This is a genomic window from Agromyces sp. ISL-38 (assembly GCF_018613935.1).
In the GTDB taxonomy this organism is placed as follows: domain Bacteria; phylum Actinomycetota; class Actinomycetes; order Actinomycetales; family Microbacteriaceae; genus Agromyces.
The window spans coordinates 42,192-61,892 of sequence record NZ_JAGGPF010000004.1 but is presented as its reverse complement, the minus strand read 5'-3'; the positions used below and the strand labels follow the sequence as shown (position 1 = coordinate 61,892).

At 68.7% G+C, this 19,701-nt stretch carries 27 protein-coding genes; 10 read left to right on the top strand and 17 right to left on the bottom strand.

The window, feature by feature from the left end; genetic code table 11:
* Window positions 1-36 precede the first annotated feature (36 nt).
* A complete protein-coding gene (locus J7E25_RS04735) occupies window positions 37-675 on the top strand; it encodes a GTP pyrophosphokinase family protein (RefSeq protein WP_374196191.1) in 639 nt (212 codons plus the stop codon).
* A gap of 21 nt (window positions 676-696) precedes the next feature.
* Here J7E25_RS04735 and J7E25_RS04730 read toward each other — a convergent pair whose 3' ends face one another.
* Window positions 697-1,449 (bottom strand): helix-turn-helix transcriptional regulator, encoded by a 753-nt coding sequence (locus tag J7E25_RS04730; protein WP_214868458.1) that lies wholly within the window; start codon window positions 1,447-1,449, stop codon window positions 697-699.
* Here J7E25_RS04730 and J7E25_RS04725 point away from each other — a divergent pair.
* Both J7E25_RS04725 and J7E25_RS04720 read left to right on the top strand, forming a co-directional pair.
* On the top strand, window positions 1,448-2,332 hold the full coding sequence (locus J7E25_RS04725; RefSeq protein WP_214868456.1) for a hypothetical protein: 885 nt from the start codon (window positions 1,448-1,450) through the stop codon (window positions 2,330-2,332). The genes J7E25_RS04730 and J7E25_RS04725 overlap by 2 nt on opposite strands.
* Window positions 2,316-3,104 (top strand): isocitrate lyase/phosphoenolpyruvate mutase family protein, encoded by a 789-nt coding sequence (locus J7E25_RS04720; RefSeq protein ID WP_214868454.1) that lies wholly within the window; start codon window positions 2,316-2,318, stop codon window positions 3,102-3,104. Before J7E25_RS04725 ends, J7E25_RS04720 begins: the two co-directional genes overlap by 17 nt.
* A gap of 8 nt (window positions 3,105-3,112) precedes the next feature.
* Here the strand turns inward: J7E25_RS04720 and ligD are convergent, their stop codons facing one another.
* From ligD to J7E25_RS04700, 4 genes are all read right to left on the bottom strand, one after another.
* A complete protein-coding gene (gene ligD / locus J7E25_RS04715; RefSeq protein WP_214868452.1) occupies window positions 3,113-4,135 on the bottom strand; it encodes a non-homologous end-joining DNA ligase in 1,023 nt (340 codons plus the stop codon).
* Window positions 4,136-4,198: 63 nt separating this feature from the next.
* Complete coding sequence (locus J7E25_RS04710) at window positions 4,199-4,471, bottom strand: DUF2277 domain-containing protein (RefSeq protein WP_214868450.1); 273 nt, start codon at window positions 4,469-4,471, stop codon at window positions 4,199-4,201.
* 67 nt (window positions 4,472-4,538) lie between these two features.
* Window positions 4,539-5,309 (bottom strand): 1-acyl-sn-glycerol-3-phosphate acyltransferase, encoded by a 771-nt coding sequence (locus tag J7E25_RS04705; protein ID WP_214868448.1) that lies wholly within the window; start codon window positions 5,307-5,309, stop codon window positions 4,539-4,541.
* The gene (locus J7E25_RS04700; RefSeq protein WP_214868446.1) at window positions 5,306-6,286 is read right to left on the bottom strand and encodes an EamA family transporter; all 981 of its coding nucleotides are present in this window, start codon (window positions 6,284-6,286) and stop codon (window positions 5,306-5,308) included. The genes J7E25_RS04705 and J7E25_RS04700 overlap by 4 nt, the downstream gene beginning before the upstream one ends.
* Window positions 6,287-6,358: 72 nt before the next feature.
* On the opposite strand from J7E25_RS04700, the gene J7E25_RS04695 reads away from it, so the two are divergent.
* On the top strand, window positions 6,359-7,261 hold the full coding sequence (locus tag J7E25_RS04695) for a LysR family transcriptional regulator (RefSeq protein ID WP_214868444.1): 903 nt from the start codon (window positions 6,359-6,361) through the stop codon (window positions 7,259-7,261).
* Window positions 7,262-7,275: 14 nt separating this feature from the next.
* On the opposite strand, the gene J7E25_RS04690 is transcribed toward J7E25_RS04695, so the two are convergent.
* On the bottom strand, window positions 7,276-7,782 hold the full coding sequence (locus tag J7E25_RS04690) for a nitroreductase family deazaflavin-dependent oxidoreductase (RefSeq protein ID WP_214868442.1): 507 nt from the start codon (window positions 7,780-7,782) through the stop codon (window positions 7,276-7,278).
* Between the two features lie 174 nt (window positions 7,783-7,956).
* Between J7E25_RS04690 and J7E25_RS04685 the strand changes: the two genes are divergently transcribed.
* Window positions 7,957-8,208, top strand: coding sequence for a hypothetical protein (locus tag J7E25_RS04685; RefSeq protein ID WP_214868440.1), 252 nt, complete (start codon window positions 7,957-7,959; stop codon window positions 8,206-8,208).
* Window positions 8,209-8,251: 43 nt separating this feature from the next.
* Here the strand turns inward: J7E25_RS04685 and J7E25_RS04680 are convergent, their stop codons facing one another.
* The 3 genes from J7E25_RS04680 to J7E25_RS04670 form a co-directional block, all read right to left on the bottom strand.
* Entirely contained in the window at window positions 8,252-9,331 is a 1,080-nt protein-coding gene (locus J7E25_RS04680; RefSeq protein ID WP_251038809.1) for a YihY/virulence factor BrkB family protein, read from the bottom strand.
* Window positions 9,332-9,460: 129 nt separating this feature from the next.
* Window positions 9,461-10,315: a hypothetical protein gene (locus tag J7E25_RS04675; RefSeq protein ID WP_214868438.1), complete on the bottom strand. Its 855-nt coding sequence runs from the start codon at window positions 10,313-10,315 to the stop codon at window positions 9,461-9,463.
* 192 nt (window positions 10,316-10,507) lie between these two features.
* Window positions 10,508-11,440, bottom strand: a complete 933-nt coding sequence (locus J7E25_RS04670) for a YafY family protein (protein WP_251038808.1) — start codon at window positions 11,438-11,440, stop codon at window positions 10,508-10,510.
* 151 nt (window positions 11,441-11,591) lie between these two features.
* Between J7E25_RS04670 and J7E25_RS04665 the strand changes: the two genes are divergently transcribed.
* Window positions 11,592-12,017 (top strand): VOC family protein, encoded by a 426-nt coding sequence (locus J7E25_RS04665; protein WP_214868434.1) that lies wholly within the window; start codon window positions 11,592-11,594, stop codon window positions 12,015-12,017.
* Between the two features lie 73 nt (window positions 12,018-12,090).
* Here the strand turns inward: J7E25_RS04665 and soxR are convergent, their stop codons facing one another.
* Window positions 12,091-12,591, bottom strand: a complete 501-nt coding sequence (soxR, locus tag J7E25_RS04660; RefSeq protein WP_214868432.1) for a redox-sensitive transcriptional activator SoxR — start codon at window positions 12,589-12,591, stop codon at window positions 12,091-12,093.
* A 157-nt stretch (window positions 12,592-12,748) separates the two neighbouring features.
* Between soxR and J7E25_RS04655 the strand changes: the two genes are divergently transcribed.
* The 3 genes from J7E25_RS04655 (at window position 12,749) to J7E25_RS18270 (ending at window position 14,524) form a co-directional block, all read left to right on the top strand.
* On the top strand, window positions 12,749-13,270 hold the full coding sequence (locus J7E25_RS04655; RefSeq protein ID WP_214868430.1) for a flavin reductase family protein: 522 nt from the start codon (window positions 12,749-12,751) through the stop codon (window positions 13,268-13,270).
* Between the two features lie 55 nt (window positions 13,271-13,325).
* Entirely contained in the window at window positions 13,326-13,949 is a 624-nt protein-coding gene (locus J7E25_RS04650; RefSeq protein WP_214868428.1) for a superoxide dismutase, read from the top strand.
* 242 nt (window positions 13,950-14,191) lie between these two features.
* The gene (locus J7E25_RS18270) at window positions 14,192-14,524 is read left to right on the top strand and encodes a septum formation family protein (protein ID WP_214868426.1); all 333 of its coding nucleotides are present in this window, start codon (window positions 14,192-14,194) and stop codon (window positions 14,522-14,524) included.
* A 46-nt stretch (window positions 14,525-14,570) separates the two neighbouring features.
* Here J7E25_RS18270 and J7E25_RS04640 read toward each other — a convergent pair whose 3' ends face one another.
* The 5 genes from J7E25_RS04640 to J7E25_RS04620 form a co-directional block, all read right to left on the bottom strand.
* Complete coding sequence (locus J7E25_RS04640) at window positions 14,571-15,038, bottom strand: hypothetical protein (protein ID WP_214868423.1); 468 nt, start codon at window positions 15,036-15,038, stop codon at window positions 14,571-14,573.
* Window positions 15,035-15,574, bottom strand: coding sequence for a metallophosphoesterase (locus J7E25_RS04635; RefSeq protein ID WP_214868421.1), 540 nt, complete (start codon window positions 15,572-15,574; stop codon window positions 15,035-15,037). Before J7E25_RS04635 ends, J7E25_RS04640 begins: the two co-directional genes overlap by 4 nt.
* A 36-nt stretch (window positions 15,575-15,610) precedes the next feature.
* Window positions 15,611-16,537 (bottom strand): NAD-dependent epimerase/dehydratase family protein, encoded by a 927-nt coding sequence (locus tag J7E25_RS04630; RefSeq protein WP_214868419.1) that lies wholly within the window; start codon window positions 16,535-16,537, stop codon window positions 15,611-15,613.
* A complete protein-coding gene (locus tag J7E25_RS04625; RefSeq protein ID WP_214868417.1) occupies window positions 16,534-17,190 on the bottom strand; it encodes a MerR family transcriptional regulator in 657 nt (218 codons plus the stop codon). The genes J7E25_RS04630 and J7E25_RS04625 overlap by 4 nt, the downstream gene beginning before the upstream one ends.
* A 71-nt stretch (window positions 17,191-17,261) precedes the next feature.
* Window positions 17,262-17,432, bottom strand: a complete 171-nt coding sequence (locus tag J7E25_RS04620) for a hypothetical protein (protein ID WP_214868415.1) — start codon at window positions 17,430-17,432, stop codon at window positions 17,262-17,264.
* Between the two features lie 24 nt (window positions 17,433-17,456).
* Between J7E25_RS04620 and J7E25_RS04615 the strand changes: the two genes are divergently transcribed.
* Window positions 17,457-18,596: a CapA family protein gene (locus J7E25_RS04615; RefSeq protein ID WP_214868413.1), complete on the top strand. Its 1,140-nt coding sequence runs from the start codon at window positions 17,457-17,459 to the stop codon at window positions 18,594-18,596.
* On the opposite strand, the gene J7E25_RS04610 is transcribed toward J7E25_RS04615, so the two are convergent.
* Both J7E25_RS04610 and J7E25_RS04605 read right to left on the bottom strand, forming a co-directional pair.
* The gene (locus J7E25_RS04610; RefSeq protein ID WP_214868411.1) at window positions 18,583-19,164 is read right to left on the bottom strand and encodes a mismatch-specific DNA-glycosylase; all 582 of its coding nucleotides are present in this window, start codon (window positions 19,162-19,164) and stop codon (window positions 18,583-18,585) included. The genes J7E25_RS04615 and J7E25_RS04610 overlap by 14 nt on opposite strands.
* 64 nt (window positions 19,165-19,228) lie before the next feature.
* Window positions 19,229-19,663 carry an SRPBCC family protein gene (locus J7E25_RS04605; RefSeq protein ID WP_214868409.1) on the bottom strand — a complete coding sequence of 145 codons (435 nt, stop codon included), beginning with the start codon at window positions 19,661-19,663 and terminating at the stop codon, window positions 19,229-19,231.
* Window positions 19,664-19,701: the final 38 nt, after the last annotated feature.

The window sequence follows — 19,701 nt, the reverse complement described above, 5'->3', positions numbered from 1 at the left end:
ACGCTCGAGACGATCGACGGCCAGACCCTCGACGAGATGCGTGCCCTTCGCGACGAGACCGAACGGTTCATGCTTCGATACAAGTTCGGCATGGACGAGGTGATCACGAAGCTCTCCATCCTGCGTGAGGAGTTCAGCCACACGCACGACTACAACCCGATCGAGCACATCTCGAGCCGGCTGAAGAGCCTCGACAGCGTGATCGAGAAGATGCGGCGCAAGGGCATCGAACCCACGTTCGACACGATTCGCGAGACGATCACCGACATCGCCGGCGTTCGCGTGACGTGCAGCTTCGTCTCGGATGCGTATCGGATCTTCGAGCTCTTGACGGTGCAGCGCGACATCCGCGTGCTGAAGGTGAAGGACTACATCGCGGAGCCGAAGACCAACGGCTACCAGAGCCTGCACGTGATCGTGGAGGTGCCGGTGTTCCTGTCGACAGGAGTGCATCCCGTCGCCGTGGAAGTGCAGATCCGCACGATCGCGATGGATTTCTGGGCGAGCCTCGAGCACAAGATCTACTACAAGTACGACCGCCAGGTGCCCCAGGAGCTGCTCGATGGGCTGACGGATGCCGCGCACACCGCCGCAGAGCTCGATGCGCGCATGGAGCGGCTGCACCGAGAGCTGCACGGCTCACCGCGTCGGCCCCGAGGCGACATCGCCGTGTGATCGCCGACGCCGCTGAGTCGATCAGCCGAGCGCCGCGAACGCCTCCCGACCCGTCGTGGTCACCCGAAGCGAGCGGTCGCCCGGCACCCGGGCGACCCAGCCGTCGGCGAGCATCACGTCGAGCAGGTGCGAGCCGAGGCGGCCGGCGATGTGCGGGCGCCGCTCGGTCCAGTCGAGGCATCCGCGCACCTCGGGACGTCGGGAGTGGACGCCGACGTCGCCCACGTCGCCGAGCCGCAGCCTCGCCGCGAGCGGGCCGTCGGTGGCGAGCAGCCGGCCGGGCTCCCCTGCGTCGAGTGGCGCGATCGCTCCCTCGGCCACGAGCGCGTCGGCGAGGTCGAGCGCGAGGCGCCCGGCGAGGTGGTCGTAGCACGATCGCGCCTCGGCGAGCCTGCGTGCCGTCGCGGACTGCGAGTACGACGAGACGGCACGCCGCGGAGCGATGAGCTGCAGTGCCTCGACGGCGTTCGCCACCTCGGGCCCGGCGAGTGCGAAGTAGCGGTGCCGGCCGAGCCGGCGATCGGCGACGAGCCCGCCCGCGACGAGCTGGGCGAGGTGGGCGCTCGCGGTCGGCGGCTTCACGCGTGCGATCGCTGCGAGCTCGCTCGCGGGCAGCGCGCGGCCGTCGAGGAGCGCGACGAGCATGGCAGCCCGCGCGGGCTCCCCCATGAGGCGAGCGGGTTCTGCGAGGTCGGCGTCTCCGTGCATACCGCCACGATACGGCGAGGACACTTCGCCCGGCAGCGAATCGTGCGCGGCGTAGCGTCGAATCATGACCGAGATCATCGACCGGGCCGACGTCGCCCTCATCCTCGCCGATCCGCGATTCCTGGTTCCCGAGGCGGATGCCGCGGCGCCGACGCCGTTCGAGCGCTTCCGAGCCGACGTCTCGCGGTTCTCGAACGGCGCCGTGCACGATGCCCGCCGGCGGCGTCTCGAGTCGATGCTCGCCGGCATCGAACTCGCTGCGCTGGCCCGCACCGCTGCGTCGCTGACCCGCACGGCACTCGAAGCGGAGCCGGCACCATCCGTCGCGACGGTCGCACGGCACGTCCCGGTGACCGCCCTCGGCATGCAGCTCGGGTTCCGTCAGGCCGAGTCGCTCCCTCCGCTCGCCGCCGAGATCGCCGACGCCTACAGCAGCGGCCGGGTGACGGATGCCGCAGCCGCCGACACTGCCACGATGCGCCTCCTCGACTCCGCGCCCGGCACCGACGCGCCAGACGACGCCCTTCTCGTGCAGCTGCTCGTGCAGGCCTACGCCGCCACGGGCGCACTCGTCGAGCGCGCGATGCAGCGGCTCGCGGCATCCGGCCCCCTGCCGCCGGCGACGCACGACCTGCTCACCGCGACGTTGCGCGATGACTCCCCCGTGCCGATGACGCGCCGCGTTGCACCCGACCATTCGGCAGGTGCTTCGGGGCCCGACGTCCAGCAGGGCGCGCTACTCGTGCTGCGTCTCGATGGACCCGACCGCGATGCCACCGACGACCGTCCGCCGCGAACGCTCGCCTTCGGCGCCGGCCACCGCGGGTGCCCGGCGCCGCACCACGCACTCGCGATCGCCGTGGCGATCGTCGAGGAGCTGCGCCGCGCCGAGGCCCGCGCCGGAATCCACCGCACGAACGAGGAGACCATCGATGTTGACGCCCGCTGAGTTCGAACGCCAGCACCGCCCCGGCGACCCGCTCCTGCTGCCCAACGCGTGGGACCTCGCCTCGGCACGATGGCTGCACGCCGCCGGCCACCAGGTGGTGGGCACCACGAGTCTCGGCGTCGCGGTCGCTGCGGGCAAGCCCGACGGCTCGGGAGAGACCGCGGCCGAGACGCTCGACCTCGCGCGGCGCATCACTGCCGCCGGCATCCCGGTGACCGTCGATCTGGAGGCCGGGTTCTCCGAAGATCCCGCCGACGTCGGCGCCTTCGCCGCCCAGCTCGCGTCGCTCGGTGTGGTCGGCGTGAACATCGAGGACTCCGACCCGGCCGGCCGGCTCGTCGACGCAGAGATCGCATCGGCGAAGATCGCGGCGATCGCCGCGGCGGCGCCCGGGCTCTATCTGAACGCCCGCACCGATCCGTTCTGGATCGAGGCTGCCACGGATGCCGCCGCGCGGCGACGCGAGGCGATCACACGTGCCCACCGGTATCTCGCGGCCGGCGCATCCGGCGTCTTCGTTCCCGGCGCCCTGGATGCGGTGACCGTCGCAGCGCTCGTGCGCGACATCCCCGCGCCGCTCAACGTGCTCGCGCAAGCCGGCCTCACCGTGCCGGAGCTCGCCGATCTCGGCGTCGCGCGAGTGAGCACCGGATCGCTGCTCTTCCGACTCGCGCTCGGCGCGATCAGCTCGGCTGCGCGCGAGTTGCGTGCCGGCACCTTCACCACGCCGTCGGGCACGCCGAGCTACGAGGAGGTCGCCTCGCTCGGCTGAGCTCCCGCTCAGACGTCGTGCCGCGCACGGCTCGGCTGCACGCGCGGTGGCTCGCCCGGCATCTTCGGGAAGTCGGGCGGAAAGGGCAGCTCGCCGAGTCCGTCGTCGAGGTCGCGTTGCCACCACTCGAGGAGCACCGCGATGGGAGCCGTGTGCTCGTGCATTCCGGCCCACGGGTCGCCGGCCGTCTGCAGGCGCTCCGGCACGGTCCTGATCGTGAGCAGCTTCGGGTCGGTCGACTCGAGCTCGCTCCACTCGACCGGACAGGAGACCGCGGCATTCGGCAAGGCGCGGGGACTGTACGCCCCTGCCATGGTGCGGTCGCGGTTCGCCTGGTTGTAGTCGATGAAGATGCGGTCGCCTCGCAGTTCCTTCCACCACGCGGTGGTGAGCTGCTCGGGCATCCTCCGTTCGAGTTCCCGCGCGAGCGCGATCACGGCGTGGCGCACGTCGAGGAACTCGTACTCGGGCTCGATCGGCGCGAAGACGTGGATGCCCCGATTGCCCGACGTCTTCACGAATCCCGTGAGGCGGACTTCGGCAAGCAGGTCGCGGAGCGCGAGTGCCGCCGGAACGGCCTCGGCGAAACCCGTGCCCGGTTGCGGATCGAGGTCGATGCGCAACTCATCGGGGAAGTCCGACGTCTCGGCGCGCGACGCCCACGGGTGGAAGACGATCGTGTTCATCTGGGCGCCCCACACGGCGACCGCCGGTTCGTCGATGACGAGCTGCGGATGCCGCCGGCCGCTCGGATAGGTCACGGGCACCGATCGCACCCATTCAGGCGCACCCTTGGGCGGGTTCTTCGAGAAGAACTGGTCGCCGTCGATGTCACCCGAGAATCGCTGCAGCGAGACCGGACGATCGCCGTTCGCCTCGACGAACGCGTCGCCGACCGCCACGAAGTACTCCGCGAGCTCGAGCTTCGTGATGCCGAGCTCGGGCCAGAGCACGCGTGTCGGACTCGAGATCCGCACCTCGCGATCGCCCTGCGGACCTGGAACACTGATCGTCACCGCATCGCCGGCCATGCCATGACGGTACTCCGTTCGCCCTCGCCGTGCCCGGCGGCACGACGGACACGTCCCGGAGGATCAGACGCTGACGTAGCGACGAGCCGCGCGCGCCTTGGCCTTCTCGGCCTCGATCTCGCGATTCTTCGGCGGCGCATTGGTGACGAGGTGGTCGAGCAGATGCCGCGTGATGTGCGCGATCTCCTCGACGGCCTCATCGAACGCCGCTGCGTTCGCGTGCGACGGCTTCGTCGTTCCGCTCACCTTGCGCACGAACTGCAGCGCTGCCGCGTGCACCTCGTCGCTGGTCGCTGCGGGCTCGAAGTTGTGGAGGGTGTGGATGTTCCTGCACATGACCCGAGCCTAACCCCGCACCCCTGACATCGCCTCAGGTTCGGCGGCACTCAGACGCTCGGATGCGTCACTCGGATCGATCTCGATCGCGATCACGATCGCGCGCTGCATCCGCTTCGGCGGCCTCCTCGGGCGTGGGCGCAGTGCCGCCCAGGTGCCGGGGCTGCCACCACTGGCCGGCGCCGTCGACGGGATATCCGGCCTGCAACCGGTCGACGAGTGCCTGCAGCGTTGAGCGCAACCGTTCGGTGACGGCGTGCGGGTCCTCATCGGCGCCGACCGTGATCGGCGGGCCGAACGCGAAGCTGACGGGGACGCCGAAGCGCTCGAAGAACCCGATGCGGTGACGCTTCGTGAGCAGGCGCTGGCCGCCCCACACCGCCACCGGGATGATCGGCACGCCGGCTTCGGCGGCGAGTCGCGCCGCGCCCGTCTTCAGCTCGCGCACGGTGAACGACGAACTCACGCCCGCCTCCGGGAAGACGCCGAGCAGTTCACCGCGCTTCAAGGCCTCGACGGCGTTCGAATAGGCCGCGGCACCGGCCTTCATGTCGACGGCGATGTGGCGCATGCCACGCAGCAGCCAGCCGACGACGGGCTTGTCGAACACGCCCTGCTTGGCCATGAACCGGATGCGGCGACGGTTCGAGAGCCACGTGGCCCACTCGACGAGGGCGAACTCGAGGTAGCCGAAGTGCGTCATCGCAAGCACCGCGCCACCCTTGGCCGGCACGTGCTCTGCGCCAGTGACGGTGCGCTTCAGGCCCCAGAAACCGAAGAGCACCCGGCCGGCGGCGATGGCGGTGCTGTAGATGGGTTCGCTCGGGCGCGGCGTCATGTGTCGAGCGTACGGGCGGGCGCTGGGGGGCGGCTGTGTTCGGAGAGCACGCCGACATCGGCACCGGCCTGCTGCACGGGCGTGGAACCGGCAGGTCGAACGGATGTCTCCCGCCGCCGGCGGACCAGCCCGACCGCCACGCCGCCCACCAGCAACGCACTGCCCGCGAGTTCGAGGGCGTTCGGCACCTCGCCGAGCACGAGCGCCGCGGCGGCGAGGCCGATCGGCGGGACGAGCAGTGCGAACGGAGCGACGACCGCCGCCGGATACCGACCGAGCAGCGAATTCCAGATCGAGTAGCCGACGAGCGAGGCGAGGCCGGCGGTGTAGGCGACGCTCACGACGGTCTCCCACCCGATCGTGGCGAACGCCTCGCCGACCGCCGCAGGCCCGTCGAGCAGGAGGCTGAGCGCAAGCACCGGGAGCGGCACGACGAGAGCCGACCACACCACCATGCCGAAGCCGTTCGCCCCCTGCGCCGACCGCGAGGCGACGTTGCCGATCCCCCAGCTGAGCCCGGCGGCCACGCAGATGAGGAGTGGCATGATCGCCCCGAAGTCCGCCGCGCCCTCGATGCGGCCGACCGCGACGATGCCGAGCCCGATCACGCCGAGCAGAGCGCCCACGAGCTGCATGCGTGTCGGCCGTTCCTTCAGCACCATCACGCCGACGACGAGCGTGAAGATCATCTGGCACTGCAGCACGACGGCGGCGAGCCCGGCGGGCAGGCCGAGGTGCATCGCGGTGAACAAGAGCCCGAACTGGCCGGCGCTCATGAACAGTCCGACGGCCACGAGGCTGCGCCACGAGGCATCCGGCTTGGGCACGAAGAGCACGAGCGGCACGGCGACGAGCGTGAATCGCAAGGCCACGAGCACGACCGGCAGGGTGTCGCGGAGGCCGAGCTCGATGGCGAGGAAGTTCGTTCCCCAGATGAGCGCGACGAGCAGACCGAGGGCGGCGTGTTTCAGTGGCATACATCGAGCCTCGCAGCACCATCCATGCAGCACCAGTTCCGATTGCTGCGTTCGACAACGTACGATTGCTACATGCTCGATCTTCAAGGGCTTCGCGCGCTCGTCGCCGTCGCGAACTCGGGGTCTGTCGTCGCCGCTGCAGGCAGGCTCGGGTACACGCCGTCGGCCGTCTCGCAGCAGGTCAAGAAGCTCGAACGCGAACTCGCAGCACCGCTCCTCGAACGACGCGGGCGGGGCGTGCTGCTCACCGAACGCGGCCGCGCGCTCGTGAGCGAAGGGCGAGAGCTCCTCGAGACGCTCGAGCGACTCGAGTCCGTCGCCGCAGGGGGCGCGCCGCGCGCTCCGCTTCGCATCGCCTCGTTCTCGACCGCGACTCGCGGACTCGTCGGCCCGGTGCTCCGCGAGTTGCGAGACGCCGATGGCGCGAGCCTCGCCACGGTCACGAGCGTCGACCCCGTCGACGCCATGCAAATGGTGGCGACGGGAGCGGCCGATCTCGCAGTCGTGCACAACTGGAACTCCGTGCCGTTGATCGCCCCGGCACACGTCGTGACCGAGCACCTCTGCTTCGACGAGGCCGACATCGTGCTCGCGACGGCGCATCCGCTCGCCGGCCTGCTCGAGCTCGACCGCGCCGCGCTCGTCGACGAGCCGTGGGCGAGCACCCCGAAGGGCGCCATCTGCCACGAGGCGCTCATGCGCATCTTCGCCGACCTCGGCACGGTGCCCCGCGTCGTCGCCGAAGATCCCGACTTCTCGTCGCTCGTCGAGCTGGCGCGGCAGGGCGTCGCGATCGCGCTCGTGCCCCGACTCGGCCGGCCGCCACTGCCGAGCGGCGTGGTGGCGCGTCCGCTCGCCGACCACAGCCAGGTGCGAGAGGTCCGGGTGGCGTATCGGCGCACGATGGCGGAGAGTCCCGGCATCCGTCGTGCGGTTCGATTGCTCACCGAAGCCGGCGCGCGCGTTGAACCGTGACGACGGCGCGAAGGTCACATCGACGTGTCGTGCGTGCTCGCAACCGGCTGGAGCCGGAACAGCCGCACGGTTCGTCCCGAGTCCCGCTCGTACGCGCGATATCCCGGCCACTGCCCCTCGATGCGAGCCCACGCTGCTTCGCGCTCATCGCCGTCGATGAGGCTCGCGCGCACCGGCATCCGTCGTCCGCGCACCGTGATCGACGCATCAGGATTGGCGAGCAGGTTGTAGGTCCACGCAGGATGCCGCTGTTGCGCGAAGCTCGTGCCCGCGACGATCGCCCGCCCGTGGCCGTCGGGCGTGTACATGAGCGGGGTATCCCGAAGGGCGCCCGTCTTCGCGCCGGTCGAGTGGAGCACGAGTGACGGCACGAGCAGGCCGCTCAGTTGCGCCCGGCCACCGGTGAGCCGGTCGACGCACCATTCGATCGGCGGGAGGAGGACCGGTGCGATCGCGCGGAACGCGCGAGTGCGGGTGAGCGGCGAGATGAACGAGCGAACGAGATGCTGCACGGTCGGCATCTGCCCATTCTGCTGGGCTCCGAGCCCGAGGAGGAAGCACGTTCCATTCGCCGCTCGACTGCTACCCCCGACCGCGGGCGGAGTCAATCCCCTACAGCTGACCGGCGGGCGACCATATCGTGAGCCTTGGCCGCCGCACCCGCGGAGCTCGGCCGCGTTCCGATCGGAGGAGCCATGACTGATCCGCTGCGCCCGGGAGAGCCTGTCGAGGGCGCGTACACCGACTCCGAGCTGCCGCTGAGCGCGGAACTTGCCAAGGAGGACTACGAGGAAGTCGAGGAGTTCGCCGGCGAAGCCGATGCCGATGAACTCGACGACGACCTCGGGATCGATGAGATCGACGAGGCCGATGAGGCCGACGTCGACGTGGTCGGGATCGTCGACCCCGACAGGGTCATCCCGCCCGACAGGGATACTCCACTCTGAGCATCGTGTGAGGGCTCGCCGTGTTCGGATCGGACGCGGCGAGTCACTCGCGCGGGCGCTCCGGTGCGGGCGCGCCGGACTGCTCGCGTTCGACGGCCTCGCGCGCCGAGGTCACGGCGGTCGCGGCATCCGCTGCCCGGCGCTCTGCACGCTGCAGCTGTCGCACGGCGAACGTGGGCGCCCCGTATCGTGCGTGCACCCGGTCGTGCTCCTCGTCGACGCCCGTGACGATGTACGCGGCGGCGATGAGGATGACCTGGCTCGAGAGGTTGATCCACAGCAGCAGGGCGATGAGCGAGCCGAACGACGCGAGCAGCGGGTTCCTCGTGGCACCGCCGACGAACAGGCTCGAGAGCAGTTGCAGCACGGTGAGGCCGATTCCACCGATGATGGCGCCGCTCCAGAGCGAGCGCGCGTTCGGCCGCATCCCCGACAGCAGGCGGAACATCGCCGCGATGACGATCGTGTCGATCGCGAAGATCACGACGATGGAGATCGTTCGTGCGCTCGCTTCGAAGAGCCCGTCGCCGGTCGAGATGCCGAGCCAGTCGAATACGGCGCCCAGAGCCGCCGTGCTGAAGAACGTGACCGCAGCGGCTGTGGCGAGCGCGAGACCGAAGCCGATCGCGAGCAGGAGGTCGCGCAACAGCAGCCAGAGGAAGAACGTCGTGTCGTCGGGCTGGTGACCGAGGTCGCGGAACGCCTTTCGCAGTGAGCCGACGGCGCCGATCGCTGCGCCGATGGTACCGATGAGCGCGATCGAGCCCGCGATGCTGAGGGTGATGGGCTGCACGAGATCGTCGGGGTCGATGAGGCCGTCGGCGCCGATCAGGCCGGGGATCGCGGCGCCGATCGTCTTGACGAGCGCCTGCATCGCCGTCTCGTTGCCGGAGAGCCAGATCCCCCCGATCGCGAAGCCGAGGAACACGCCGGCGAACACGGAGAAGAGGGTGCGGTACGTGACGCTGTCGGCGAGCATCACCCCCTGACGCTCCAGGTAGAGCAGGGTCGCGCGGGCGGGCTTCTTCGCGAGTACCCACGCGGTGGCGCGCTTGCCCCAGGCGATCATGCGAGCGACCGGCGAGGTGGGTCGCCCGCCGGTCTCGTCGCCGTGCTGGGTCATTCGGTCAGGTTATCGAGCAGCGGATGTCGCCGGCAGGAGCTTGACCGGTGCGGCGAACCGGCGCCCTGAACGTCAGAACGGCGGTGCCGACGGGATTCACCCCGCCGGCACCGCCGTCTCACGTGCGACTCAGTACCAGCCCACGGACTCCGAGTGGTCCCAGGCACCGCACGGGGTGCCGTAGCGACCCGCGATGTAGCCGAGTCCCCACGTGATCTGGGTGGTGGCGCTGGTTGCCCAGTCGTCGCCGGCCGTGCTCATCTTGCTCCCGGGCAGGGCCTGCGGAATGCCGTACGCACCGCTCGAGGTGTTCTCGGCGTACACGTTCCAGCCGGACTCGCGGCCCCATAGGCTCACGAGGCAGCCGAACTGGTCGTCGCCCCAGCCGTACATCGACGCCATGAGGCTGCGGGCGATCGCCTGCGCTTCGGTCGGGTTCGAGGGCGCGGACGGACGTGAGGGAGCAGCGGCTGCCACTTGCTCGGCCTGTGCGGCGGCGTCGGCGGCTGCCTTCGCTGCGGCCGCGGCCGCGGCCTGCTCGGCGGCGATGCGATCGGCCTCAGCCACTGCGGCCTGCACATTCGCGGTTTGCGACTTCGTCGTGTCGACGAGGTCGAACACCCGCTCGGGTGCGAGCAGCTTGTAGTCGTCGAGGGCGGCGACGGATGACGCGAGCTGAGTGGCATCCGTCTTGCCCTGTGCCGCGGCGATCGTGTCACCAGCGCCGTTGAGCGTGGCTTCGGCCAGCTCCACTGCGCGGGCTTCGAGGATGCCGGCATGCGAGCCGAGCTGCTCGACGTCGAGGTCGGCGGCGGCGGTGAGGGCGGCAGTTGCCGCGATGCTCTCGTTCTGTGCCGCGACCGTGGTTTGCACCACGAAACCGGTGCCGACCATGGCGCCGATCGCGACGACGGCGCCGGCTGCGATGAGCGGCCCGCCGCGCCAGCCGCGACGCGCGTGGCGTCGGCGGGGACGGGTGGCCAAGGGGGTCGTTTCGGGCGTGGACTTGGAGTTTTGAGAGGAAGGTATCTGGTTCTGCATGACTTTCACGGGGCGAGTCGCGCGACATTCGGGGGTCGGCGACTCTGGTTCGGCGTTCCTCGGGCGGGGGCGCCCGGGCGAAGTGGCCAGTCTGGCGAGGCGTTCTGGACAGAACCTCAGTTTTCCCTGTGAAAGTCATCCACGCGGTGAGCGCGCTCCCACTGGCGAATTGCGCTTCACGATCTCGGATCCGAGCCGCTTGAGCTCTCTCCGCACCGACTCGGGTTCGACCACATCGAGGTGATCACCCCAGCCGGCGAGCGACCTGGCGAGCAGCGCTTCGGTCGGCGCCGTGACGCGAAGCCGGGTGCGCCGCTCGTCGACAGGATCTGCGCTCATCGACCCTTCACCGAACCGCTCGCGGAGGAATGGCAGGATCGCAGTGTCGGCGATCACCACCGCCGAAGCGCGCTCGCGCTGCTCGTTCACCTCACGCATGACGCGTTCCCACGCGTCTGCGAGTTCGAAGTCGGCGGGTCGTTGTGCAGCCTCATCGACGACGATCGCCTCGATGATCCGATCCACTCGATACGTTCGCTCGGCACCGTCGACCCCGCCGAGCAGGTACCAGATCTCGTGCTTCTGGACGAGGCCCCACGGGTCGACGAGGCGTTCACTGGGTTCGCGATTCCAGCCGCGATACACAAGACGCACGCGTTTGCGCTGCACGACCGCCGCCTGCAGCTGTTGCACGAGCGCGGGCTGCTCCCGTGGCGGCCTCCCCCACTGCGCAGGGTCGATGACGACGGCTTCGGCGGCGGCCTCCGCCTCAGCGCGGAACGTGTCGGGCAGCGCGCGAACGAGCTTCCGCAGCGCGGACTTCGCCTCTGGAGCGACGGATGCCGCGGGCCCCACGATCAGGAACAGCGCACGCGCCTCGGCCGAGGTGAGACCGCTGAGATCGGTTCGGGCACCGCCGAGCAACTGCCAGCCGCCGCCACGCCCAGCTTGCGGGTAGACGGGGATGCCGGCCGCCGACAGCGCTTCGAGGTCGCGACGAGCGGTGGCGACGGAGATCTCGAGCTCATCGGCAAGCTCTGCCGCCGTGACCTTCCCGCGGGCCTGCATGAGCAGGAGTGTGGCTACGAGTCGATCGGCGCGCATATTCAATTCTCGCAAACAAAGTAGTCAGAAGGTGAGCACTTTTGTGTTCGATACTGAAACAGCACCACGAAGAGAACCAGATTCATCAACTCATCACCACGAACAGGACACTGCCATGTTGCGAGGATTCGCCACCGTCAACTACTTCGCCGCCGACCTCGACGCCGCGACGAAGTGGTACACCGAGATGCTCGGCGTGCCGCCCTACTTCGACCAGGTGCCGGGATACCGGGAGTTCAGAATCGGCGACTACCAGGACGAACTGGGACTCGTCGACGCCGCCTACGGACCGGCGCCCACGGAGAAGCCCGCCGGGCAGGTCATCTTCTGGCACGTCGACGACCTCGATGCCTCGCTCGAGCGACTCCTGGCGCTCGGGGCGACCCTCAACCAACCGCGCATCGACTACGGCACCTTCAGCACGGCATCCGTCGTCGACCCGTTCGGAAACGTGCTCGGCATCATGTACAACCCGCACTACGCCGAGGTCCTCGAGCTCGTGCGTCCCGACCAGGCCGGCCTCGACGCGCTCAAGGAGTGAGACCGGTCGCGGGTACCGATCGCCGGACTCGCTGAGGGTTCACGAGCAGCGAGTCCGGCGCGTCGCGCGCCGATCATGCCGGCTCGGCCGGTCCCAGCCTCCGCGGTCCGACGCCGTCGTCGCCGAGGGCGTCGTCGGGGTTGAGCAGCCCGCATGCCTTCATGGAGAGGCACCCGCAGCCGATGCATCCGGTGAGTTCCCGCTCGAGCCGTTCGAGTCCGCGGCGGCGCTCCTCGAGTTGCTTCTTCCAGCGGCGCGAGGCGCGCTGCCAATCCGCATGGCTCGGCGTCGTGTCAAGCGGTACCGACTCGAACACCGCCTGCACATCGGTGAGCGGGATGCCGAGCCGTTTCGCGACCGCGATGAGCGAGACGCGCCGGAGCAAGTGACGCGGATAGCGGCGCTGGTTGCCGGCAGTGCGCATCGATGCGATCAGTCCGAGTTCCTCGTAGAACCGCAGCGCCGAGGCGGCGACCCCGGTGCGGCGGCTCATCTCGCCGACCGTCAGGAGTTCGTCGGGTGCATGCCGTGCCGATGCGTCGTGCTCGAAAGCAACCTGGCGATCGGGCGGCATCCGTTTCCCTCCGTTTTGACTTCAACCATACTTGAGGTTTTACGTTGGAGCGCATGCTCCTCTCCGACCTCGGATCCCCCGGCGGCGCCGCACGAATCTGGCTCATCCCCCGCGATCACGGACTCATCGCCGCCCTTCCCCAGCAGGGTGGGCAGTGATGACGGATGCCACACGGGCGCTCCAATCGACGGCGCGCGCCGAGTCGTTCAAGGCCGCGTTCCGTGCGCAGCCTGCCGGCGTCGCCCTCGTCACCGCCGCGACGGAATCGGGCCCGGTCGGGCTCACCGCCTCGAGCGTGGCGTCGGTTGCGGTCGACCCGCCGGCCCTGTCGTTCTCGGTGACACGGGCCACCGGGTCGGCGGGCAGGCTGCTGGCGGCCGACACGATGATCGTGCACTTCCTCGCCGACCATCATGTCGACCTCGCACGCGCATTCGCCCGGTCGGGCGAGCCCCGCTTCACGACTGAGCAGGGATTCGCCCGGCTCGAGACCGGCGAACCACTGCTCTCCGACGCGCCGGCCGCACTCCGCTGCCGGCCCCTGCACATCGTTCCGGTCGGAAGCTCGTCGCTCGTCATCGCCGAAGTGCTCGACGTGCGCTTCGGTCCGCCATCATCGTCGCTGCTCTACCACGATCGCCGTTTCCATCGCCTCGACGGCGACAGCCCAAACCTCTGACCAACTCCAGTCGGCCTGCTCTGTGCGGGCCCACTCAACGAAAGGAAACATCCGGATGCCCACCTACACACTGCCCGATCTGCCCTACGACTACGCCGCCCTCGCGCCGCACATCTCGGCGACGATCATGGAGCTGCATCACTCGAAGCACCATCAGGCCTATGTCACCGGCGCCAACACGGCCCTCGAGCAACTCGCCGTGGCTCGCGAGAGCGGCGACCTCGCGAACGTCAACAAGCTCGAGAAGGACCTCGCGTTCAACCTCGGCGGCCATGTCAACCACAGCGTGTTCTGGCAGAACATGTCGCCAGACGGCGGCGGCTCCCCCGAAGGTGAGCTCGCCGCGGCGATCGACGACGGGTTCGGCTCCTTCGACGCGTTCCGCGCACACTTCACGGCAACCGCGCTCGGCGTGCAGGGCTCGGGCTGGGCGGTGCTCGCGTGGGACGACCTGGGCGCCCGACCGGTGATCTTCCAGCTCTTCGACCAGCAGGGCAACGCGCCGCTCGGTGTCACGCCGCTGCTCCAGCTCGACGTATGGGAGCACGCCTACTACCTCGACTACCGGAACGTGCGCACCGACTACGTGAAGGCGTTCTGGGAGATCGTCAATTGGGCCGACGTGCAGGCCCGCTTCACCGCCGCCCGGTCTGCAATGAGTGGCATCCACGTGCCCTGACGCGGATCCGTCCACTAGGTTCGGACTTCATGGAGCGGGCTGGCGACAGAAGCATTGCGTTCCTCGCGGTCGGTTTGGTCGTCGCCATACTGAGCGGATGCGGCGCCGCCAGTGATCGGACGTCAGCGACGTCATCACCCGTTACGGGAGGCGGGCGTCCGACACCATCGGCGCCGGCTGGTGCCCTCGGCGCGACGACGCCGAGCGCCTCCCCGCCTGCGGCGGCCGCATTCCACCCTGCGGTGGGCACGTGCTTCGACGTGCGGAAGGACCAGCCGAAGCTCTCGGAGTCGATCGTGCCGTGCGACCAGCGCCATGACGATGAGGTGTATGCCGTCTTCGACCTCGATGGCGCCGAGTATCCCGGGGAGACGGCCCTCCAGCAGGCCGCCGACGAAGGGTGCAGAGCTCGATTCGCCGACTTCATCGGGATCCCATATGAGGAGTCGGTTCTGGAGCTCTACTCACTCTTGCCGACCCAGGCGGCATGGCTCGACGGGGATCGCCGAGTCTCGTGCGTGGTCTGGTATCCGGATGATGCGGTCGTCGGCTCTCTCGCGGGTGCGGGCTATTGACCGAACGGCACTGCCGGCCCACGGATGCCACTGCCGCAGGCGTTCGTCATCGTGGGGGTCGGTGCTCGGCAGCGCGCTTGACCGTCGACAGGATGCGCCGGGTTGCGAGCACGTGCGCGCGGCTGCGGATCACCAGCATTCGATACAAAGCGCCCTTCACCCCCGGGAACTCGGCACGGGTCTCAGCACGAAGGAGAGTACGGCCGGGGGCGATCTCGTCGAGGCGGAAGATCAGGGCATAAACGGAGAAGAGATGGCGGCCGGCGAGCGTGAGTTCATACGGTTCGTGGGCGGCGACGACGTGGAAGCCGGGAACCGCGGAGCCCGCTGACAGCGGTCGAGGTCCGGATGCCGCGGTGTCGACGGCGCGGATCAGGCGCGCGTACCGCGCGAACCCAGCAGAGCCGGTCGCCCCGAGCACTCGCTGAAGCGAGGCCCAGCTGGCCTCGCGATCGACCTCGATCGTCATCGAGTGCTCATCGACGAAGGGCAGGGACGCGGGGGCGAGGCTCACGCCTCGATGCTATGCCCGCTCAGGCTCTCGCCGCGGGGGCCGACCGCAATGAGCTTCAGATCGCGAATGCGGCCGTCATCAGCGACCGCCGTCATGAACGTGCCCGTGGGCTGGCGTCGGCGATCCGTGGGCGATCCCGGATTCAGCAGCCGCATGCCGGCTGGCGTGACGGTGTCCCATGGGATGTGACTGTGCCCGAAGACGAGGACATCGGCATCGGGGAACGCGGCATCCATGCGGCGTTCGCGGCCATCCGCCTGGCCGGTCTCGTGCACGACGGCGAATCGGAGGCCGTCCACGACGTCGGCGGCGATCTCGGGGAGGCGAGCGCGGAGTGCGGCACCGTCGTTGTTGCCCACGACGCCGACAAGACGCTCGGCTCGTGCCTCGATCTCGTCGAGAAGGCTCACGTCGACCCAGTCACCAGCGTGGATGACGAGGTCAGCCGCCTCGATCGCGGCCCAGAGCGCGGGCGGGAGATCGCGGGCGCGTTTGGGCACGTGCGTGTCAGCGAGGATCACGAGGGACGTCGGCATCTCTCAATCATCCTCGCCGACCCGCTGCGGCCGCACCTATCGTGCCAGCACCGCTGCACGGTCTTGAGCCGCGGCGATCCCATCGCGATAGGGCGTCGGAGTGATTCCGAACGTCGACTCGAATGCGCTCGAATCGAATACGTACGGAGCCGTGTTCTGGTACGACATCTCGAGCGACTCGCGCGCTGCGGCGACGAACAGTGCACCCAATCGAATGGCGGCAGTCGACATCGTCTTGTGGGCGAGCTTGTCGCCCGTCGCGAGCTCGAGATACTCGGCGCCGGTCAGTGCGGGCGCGGTCGGCACGTGCCAGGCCTGTCCGCGAGCGCGCTCGTCGGTGCCGATCACCGCGAGCGCTTCGCCGATATCGGGCGTGTACGTCATCGAGTGCGGCTGGCTCGAGTCGTAGAGCCAGACCGGTGCCTTTCCCTTGGCGACGTTGTCGAGGACGAAGGTGTTGAAGACGCTCGTTGCTGCTCCTGGACCGTAGAAGTCGGCGCTGCGCCCGATCGTGTAGTCGAGGCCGCGTTCTCGGGCGGCAGTATCGAGTGTGGCGAGCAGTGATGCGCGCAGGGCACCCTTCTTGCTCGAGGGCCGGATCGGCGTCGATTCGGTCATCGGCGCATCCGTTCTGCCGTAGGCATAGACGTTGTCGAAGTAGACCAACCGCGTGCCGTGTGCGAGACAGGCATCGATCATGTTCTGCATGATCGTCGGCCAGTCGCGACGCCAGGCCTTGGTCGAATACGGGACACCGACCGTGAGGTAGGCAACCTCAGCACCCTGCACGGCATCGATGACGGATGCCGCATCCAGGAGATCAGCGATGATGGACGTCACTCCGGCCGAGGACGCGGACGCGGATCGGGAGACGGACGAGACGGTGTGGCCTCGGGCCAGCAGCGCCGCGATCGTCTCGCGACCGACGACGCCGTTTCCTCCGAGCACTACATGGGTGGTCACTTCGCATCCTTCTCGTCGTGGATCGTGGTGTGCACCGGGAAGAGCTCCGCGGTCTCGTTCTCTTGGGCGAGTCGTCGGAGCCCGGCGATGAGCGCATCGCCGAGCACCGTTCCGACCACCATGAGTTCGGCGACGAGTTCGGGACGATCGCGGGTCGTCAGCGCCCTCAGGTCGGCTCGGGCGATGGTCGTCGCCGCCGAAGCGTAGGCATCGAGGAACTCATCGGATGGCGCGAAGCCGATCGTCGAGAAGGCGTCGAGCGCTCGAGCGGCGACGTCGAAGCCGGGGTTCTCGACCGTTGTCTTCCAACCGTGCGCGGTGGCCAGTTCGCTGATCCGACGGAGTGCACCTGGTTCCGCGCTGCCGCTGGAGGCGCCGCCGACGCCGAGCGCGTGCTGGGCGGCCTCGAAGGTGTGGGCCAGGGAGGTCTCGTCGGAGTCGAGTGTCGAGAGCACTTGCTTCGTGGCGGCGATCGACAACCCTCCCGTCTCGATCAGCGCCCGAACCAACCTCACGCGCTGCACGTGGCTGTCGTCGTACGCAGTCTGATTGCTCCCGACTCGCTCACCGCTGTGGACGAGTCCTGCGCGAAGGTAGTACTTCATCGTCGTGGCCGTGACGCCCGTTCGCCGGCTGACTTCGGAGATCTTCACCTGCTGATAGTAACACTATCGATAGTGCTAATACCATCAGTGCGCTCGCTTCGGCCTGGATCGGATGGCTCTCACTCGCGTCCGCCCTCCAGATCAGTGTCGGCATCTACTTCGTCACCCTCGCGGTCGTCGCGCTGGTCGCCGCTCGCCGTACGCGGTTGCCGTGGAGGCAGCAGCTCGTATCGCTCGCCGCCCTCATCGGACTCGGCATCCTGGTCGTCCTCGTGCTCGCGATCGCCCACGGAGTGAGCGGCTAGAATCGCCGCATGCGAGGGCGTCGAGGCCGTCCTACTCCCGTCACGCTGTTCCTGTGCGGCGATGTCATGCTCGGGCGTGGCGTCGACCAGATCATGCCGCACCCATCCGAACCGACGCTACATGAGTCGTATGTGCGGAATGCGCTGGACTACGTGGCGCTGGCCGAGCGCGCATCAGGTGGGATTGCGCGGCCGGTCGCGCCCGCCTATGTCTGGGGCGATGCGCTTGCCGAGTTGGAGCGGCGGCGTCCGGCCGTACGCATCATCAATCTGGAAACGAGCATCACCAGCAGCGATAGCCCCTGGCCGAAGGGCATCAACTACCGAATGCACCCCGGCAACGCGCCGTGCATTGCCGCCGCGGGCATCGACTGCTGCGTGCTGGCCAACAACCACGTGATCGACTGGGAACGCGAGGGGCTCATCGAGACCCTCGACACCTTGCGACGTGCACGGATCGACACCGCCGGTGCGGGTGCGGACCTCGCTTCGGCGCAGGCGCCCGCGATCCTGCCTTTGGCAGGCGAGGCACGTGTGCTCGTGTTCGCCGCCGCAACCGACGACAGCGGGGTGCCTGAGAGCTGGGCGGCGGGTGCGGATCGCCCCGGCGTGCAGTACCTGCCAGACCTGTCGGCGACGACCATCTCGCAGATCGCCGTCGAAGTGCAGCGCCACCGGCGATCGCGTGACGTGGTGGTCTTCTCATTGCACTGGGGCGGCAATTGGGACTACGAGATCTCCCCCCAGCAACGCGCCTTCGCCCATGGCCTGATCGACACCGCGGGCGTGGATGTGGTCTACGGCCATTCCTCGCATCACGTCAAGGCGATCGAGGTCTACGAGGAACGGCTGATCCTCTACGGGTGCGGCGACTTCCTCAACGACTACGAAGGCATCATGGGCCACGACGAATATCGCGATGATCTCGGGTTCATGTATTTCCCGGTGATCGATGCCGCCACCGGACGCCTGCTCGAACTGAACCTGATCCCGACCAGGATCCTCCATTTCCGCGTCAACCGCGCCGAGGACGACGACCGCGGCTGGCTGCTCGCCACGCTGAGGCGTGAATGCCGTGATTTCGGTTGCGACGTCACCGAAGCCAGCGATGGCGCATTCGCGGTGAGCTGGGACCTCAGCGGGCCCTGAGCTGCAGCGGGATCCCAGCGGCTCGCGCCGGCTCCGCATATGCTCGCGCGAGGTCGGCGACGGTGGCGTGGGCGTTCAGGCCGCTCGGGTTCGGCACCACCCAGAGCAGCGCGCCGCCGATCCGCTCGTCCTGAAGGCCGGCACGCGCCTTGGGGAGATCGAACCCCAGTCGGTACGCGGTGAGGCCCACGACGGCGACCACACGCGGATGCCACCGGGCGACGTCGTCCGCGAGTCGAGCCGCGCCATCGCGCAGCTCCGTTCGGTCCAGCTCGTCGGCGCGTGCCGTGGCTCGGTGCACGAGATTCGAGATGCCGATCCCGGCGTCGAGGAACATCCGACGCTCCTCCTCGGTGAGCCCGGCCGAGAAGCCGGGCACGCGCGGGATGATGCCGGCGGCTGCGAGCGCCGGGTAGAACCGGTTGCCGGGGTGCGCGAAATGCGTTCCGGTCGCAGCCGTCCACAGCCCCGGATTGATTCCCACGAACACGAGCTTCGGATGATCGGGCATGAGGTCGTCGACGTTCGCCCCGCGGAAGGACTCGAGCTCAGCACGCGAAAACCCCATACCGCGATTCTGCCGTGCGGCGCTCACGGCGGCGACGCTGCGCAGCTGAGTCGGAGTGCTCGGGCTAGGTCCCAGGCTCGTACTCAGACTCGATGAGTCGCTTGATACTGTCGTATCCGCGCTGCACGAGCGGCGTGAGCTTCTCGGCCATCGACGGGTCCGCGCCGGTGATGTCCACGTGAGTCGTCAGTCGAGTTCGATTCTGCCCTTCGGCGGCAAGTGTCGCGCGCCCGGTCATCTCGGTCTGTCCGTCGCGGATCTTCGCGCCGAACGCGCGGAGAGGGTCGAATTCGACGATCTCCATGGTTCCCTCGACGAACACGCCGAAGCGGATGTAGCGTCGCCTGATGACGGTGCCGACACCGATCGGACCGCTCGTCACCTGCTCGAGCGACATGTCGGGATCCCAGCGCGGATGATTCTGCACATGATGCACGGCATAGAAGTCCCAGACGACGGCGGCCGAGCGTTCGATGACAGTCGAAACTTCGAACTCCATGAGGGGCCTCCTCCGACGAGGCGATTCTACGCTCGCGC

Bases quoted from the DNA above. Each gene is read 5' to 3' on its own strand.
- J7E25_RS04700 (WP_214868446.1), bottom strand. From the start codon at position 6,286: ATGCCACTGAAACACGCCGCCCTCGGTCTGCTCGTCGCGCTCATCTGG.
- J7E25_RS04655 (WP_214868430.1), top strand. From the start codon at position 12,749: ATGACGGATGCCACACGGGCGCTCCAATCGACGGCGCGCGCCGAGTCG.
- ligD (WP_214868452.1), bottom strand. From the start codon at position 4,135: ATGGCCGGCGATGCGGTGACGATCAGTGTTCCAGGTCCGCAGGGCGAT.
- J7E25_RS04650 (WP_214868428.1), top strand. From the start codon at position 13,326: ATGCCCACCTACACACTGCCCGATCTGCCCTACGACTACGCCGCCCTC.
- J7E25_RS04670 (WP_251038808.1), bottom strand. From the start codon at position 11,440: ATGCAGGCCCGCGGGAAGGTCACGGCGGCAGAGCTTGCCGATGAGCTC.
- J7E25_RS04685 (WP_214868440.1), top strand. From the start codon at position 7,957: ATGACTGATCCGCTGCGCCCGGGAGAGCCTGTCGAGGGCGCGTACACC.
- soxR (WP_214868432.1), bottom strand. From the start codon at position 12,591: ATGCCGCCCGATCGCCAGGTTGCTTTCGAGCACGACGCATCGGCACGG.
- J7E25_RS04725 (WP_214868456.1), top strand. From the start codon at position 1,448: ATGACCGAGATCATCGACCGGGCCGACGTCGCCCTCATCCTCGCCGAT.
- J7E25_RS04605 (WP_214868409.1), bottom strand. From the start codon at position 19,663: ATGGAGTTCGAAGTTTCGACTGTCATCGAACGCTCGGCCGCCGTCGTC.
- J7E25_RS04665 (WP_214868434.1), top strand. From the start codon at position 11,592: ATGTTGCGAGGATTCGCCACCGTCAACTACTTCGCCGCCGACCTCGAC.
- J7E25_RS04735 (WP_374196191.1), top strand. From the start codon at position 37: ATGCGTGCCCTTCGCGACGAGACCGAACGGTTCATGCTTCGATACAAG.
- J7E25_RS04695 (WP_214868444.1), top strand. From the start codon at position 6,359: ATGCTCGATCTTCAAGGGCTTCGCGCGCTCGTCGCCGTCGCGAACTCG.
- J7E25_RS04680 (WP_251038809.1), bottom strand. From the start codon at position 9,331: ATGACCCAGCACGGCGACGAGACCGGCGGGCGACCCACCTCGCCGGTC.
- J7E25_RS04690 (WP_214868442.1), bottom strand. From the start codon at position 7,782: ATGCCGACCGTGCAGCATCTCGTTCGCTCGTTCATCTCGCCGCTCACC.
- J7E25_RS04705 (WP_214868448.1), bottom strand. From the start codon at position 5,309: ATGACGCCGCGCCCGAGCGAACCCATCTACAGCACCGCCATCGCCGCC.
- J7E25_RS04610 (WP_214868411.1), bottom strand. From the start codon at position 19,164: ATGGGGTTTTCGCGTGCTGAGCTCGAGTCCTTCCGCGGGGCGAACGTC.
- J7E25_RS04635 (WP_214868421.1), bottom strand. From the start codon at position 15,574: ATGCCGACGTCCCTCGTGATCCTCGCTGACACGCACGTGCCCAAACGC.
- J7E25_RS04720 (WP_214868454.1), top strand. From the start codon at position 2,316: ATGTTGACGCCCGCTGAGTTCGAACGCCAGCACCGCCCCGGCGACCCG.
- J7E25_RS04730 (WP_214868458.1), bottom strand. From the start codon at position 1,449: ATGATTCGACGCTACGCCGCGCACGATTCGCTGCCGGGCGAAGTGTCC.
- J7E25_RS04615 (WP_214868413.1), top strand. From the start codon at position 17,457: ATGCGAGGGCGTCGAGGCCGTCCTACTCCCGTCACGCTGTTCCTGTGC.
- J7E25_RS04710 (WP_214868450.1), bottom strand. From the start codon at position 4,471: ATGTGCAGGAACATCCACACCCTCCACAACTTCGAGCCCGCAGCGACC.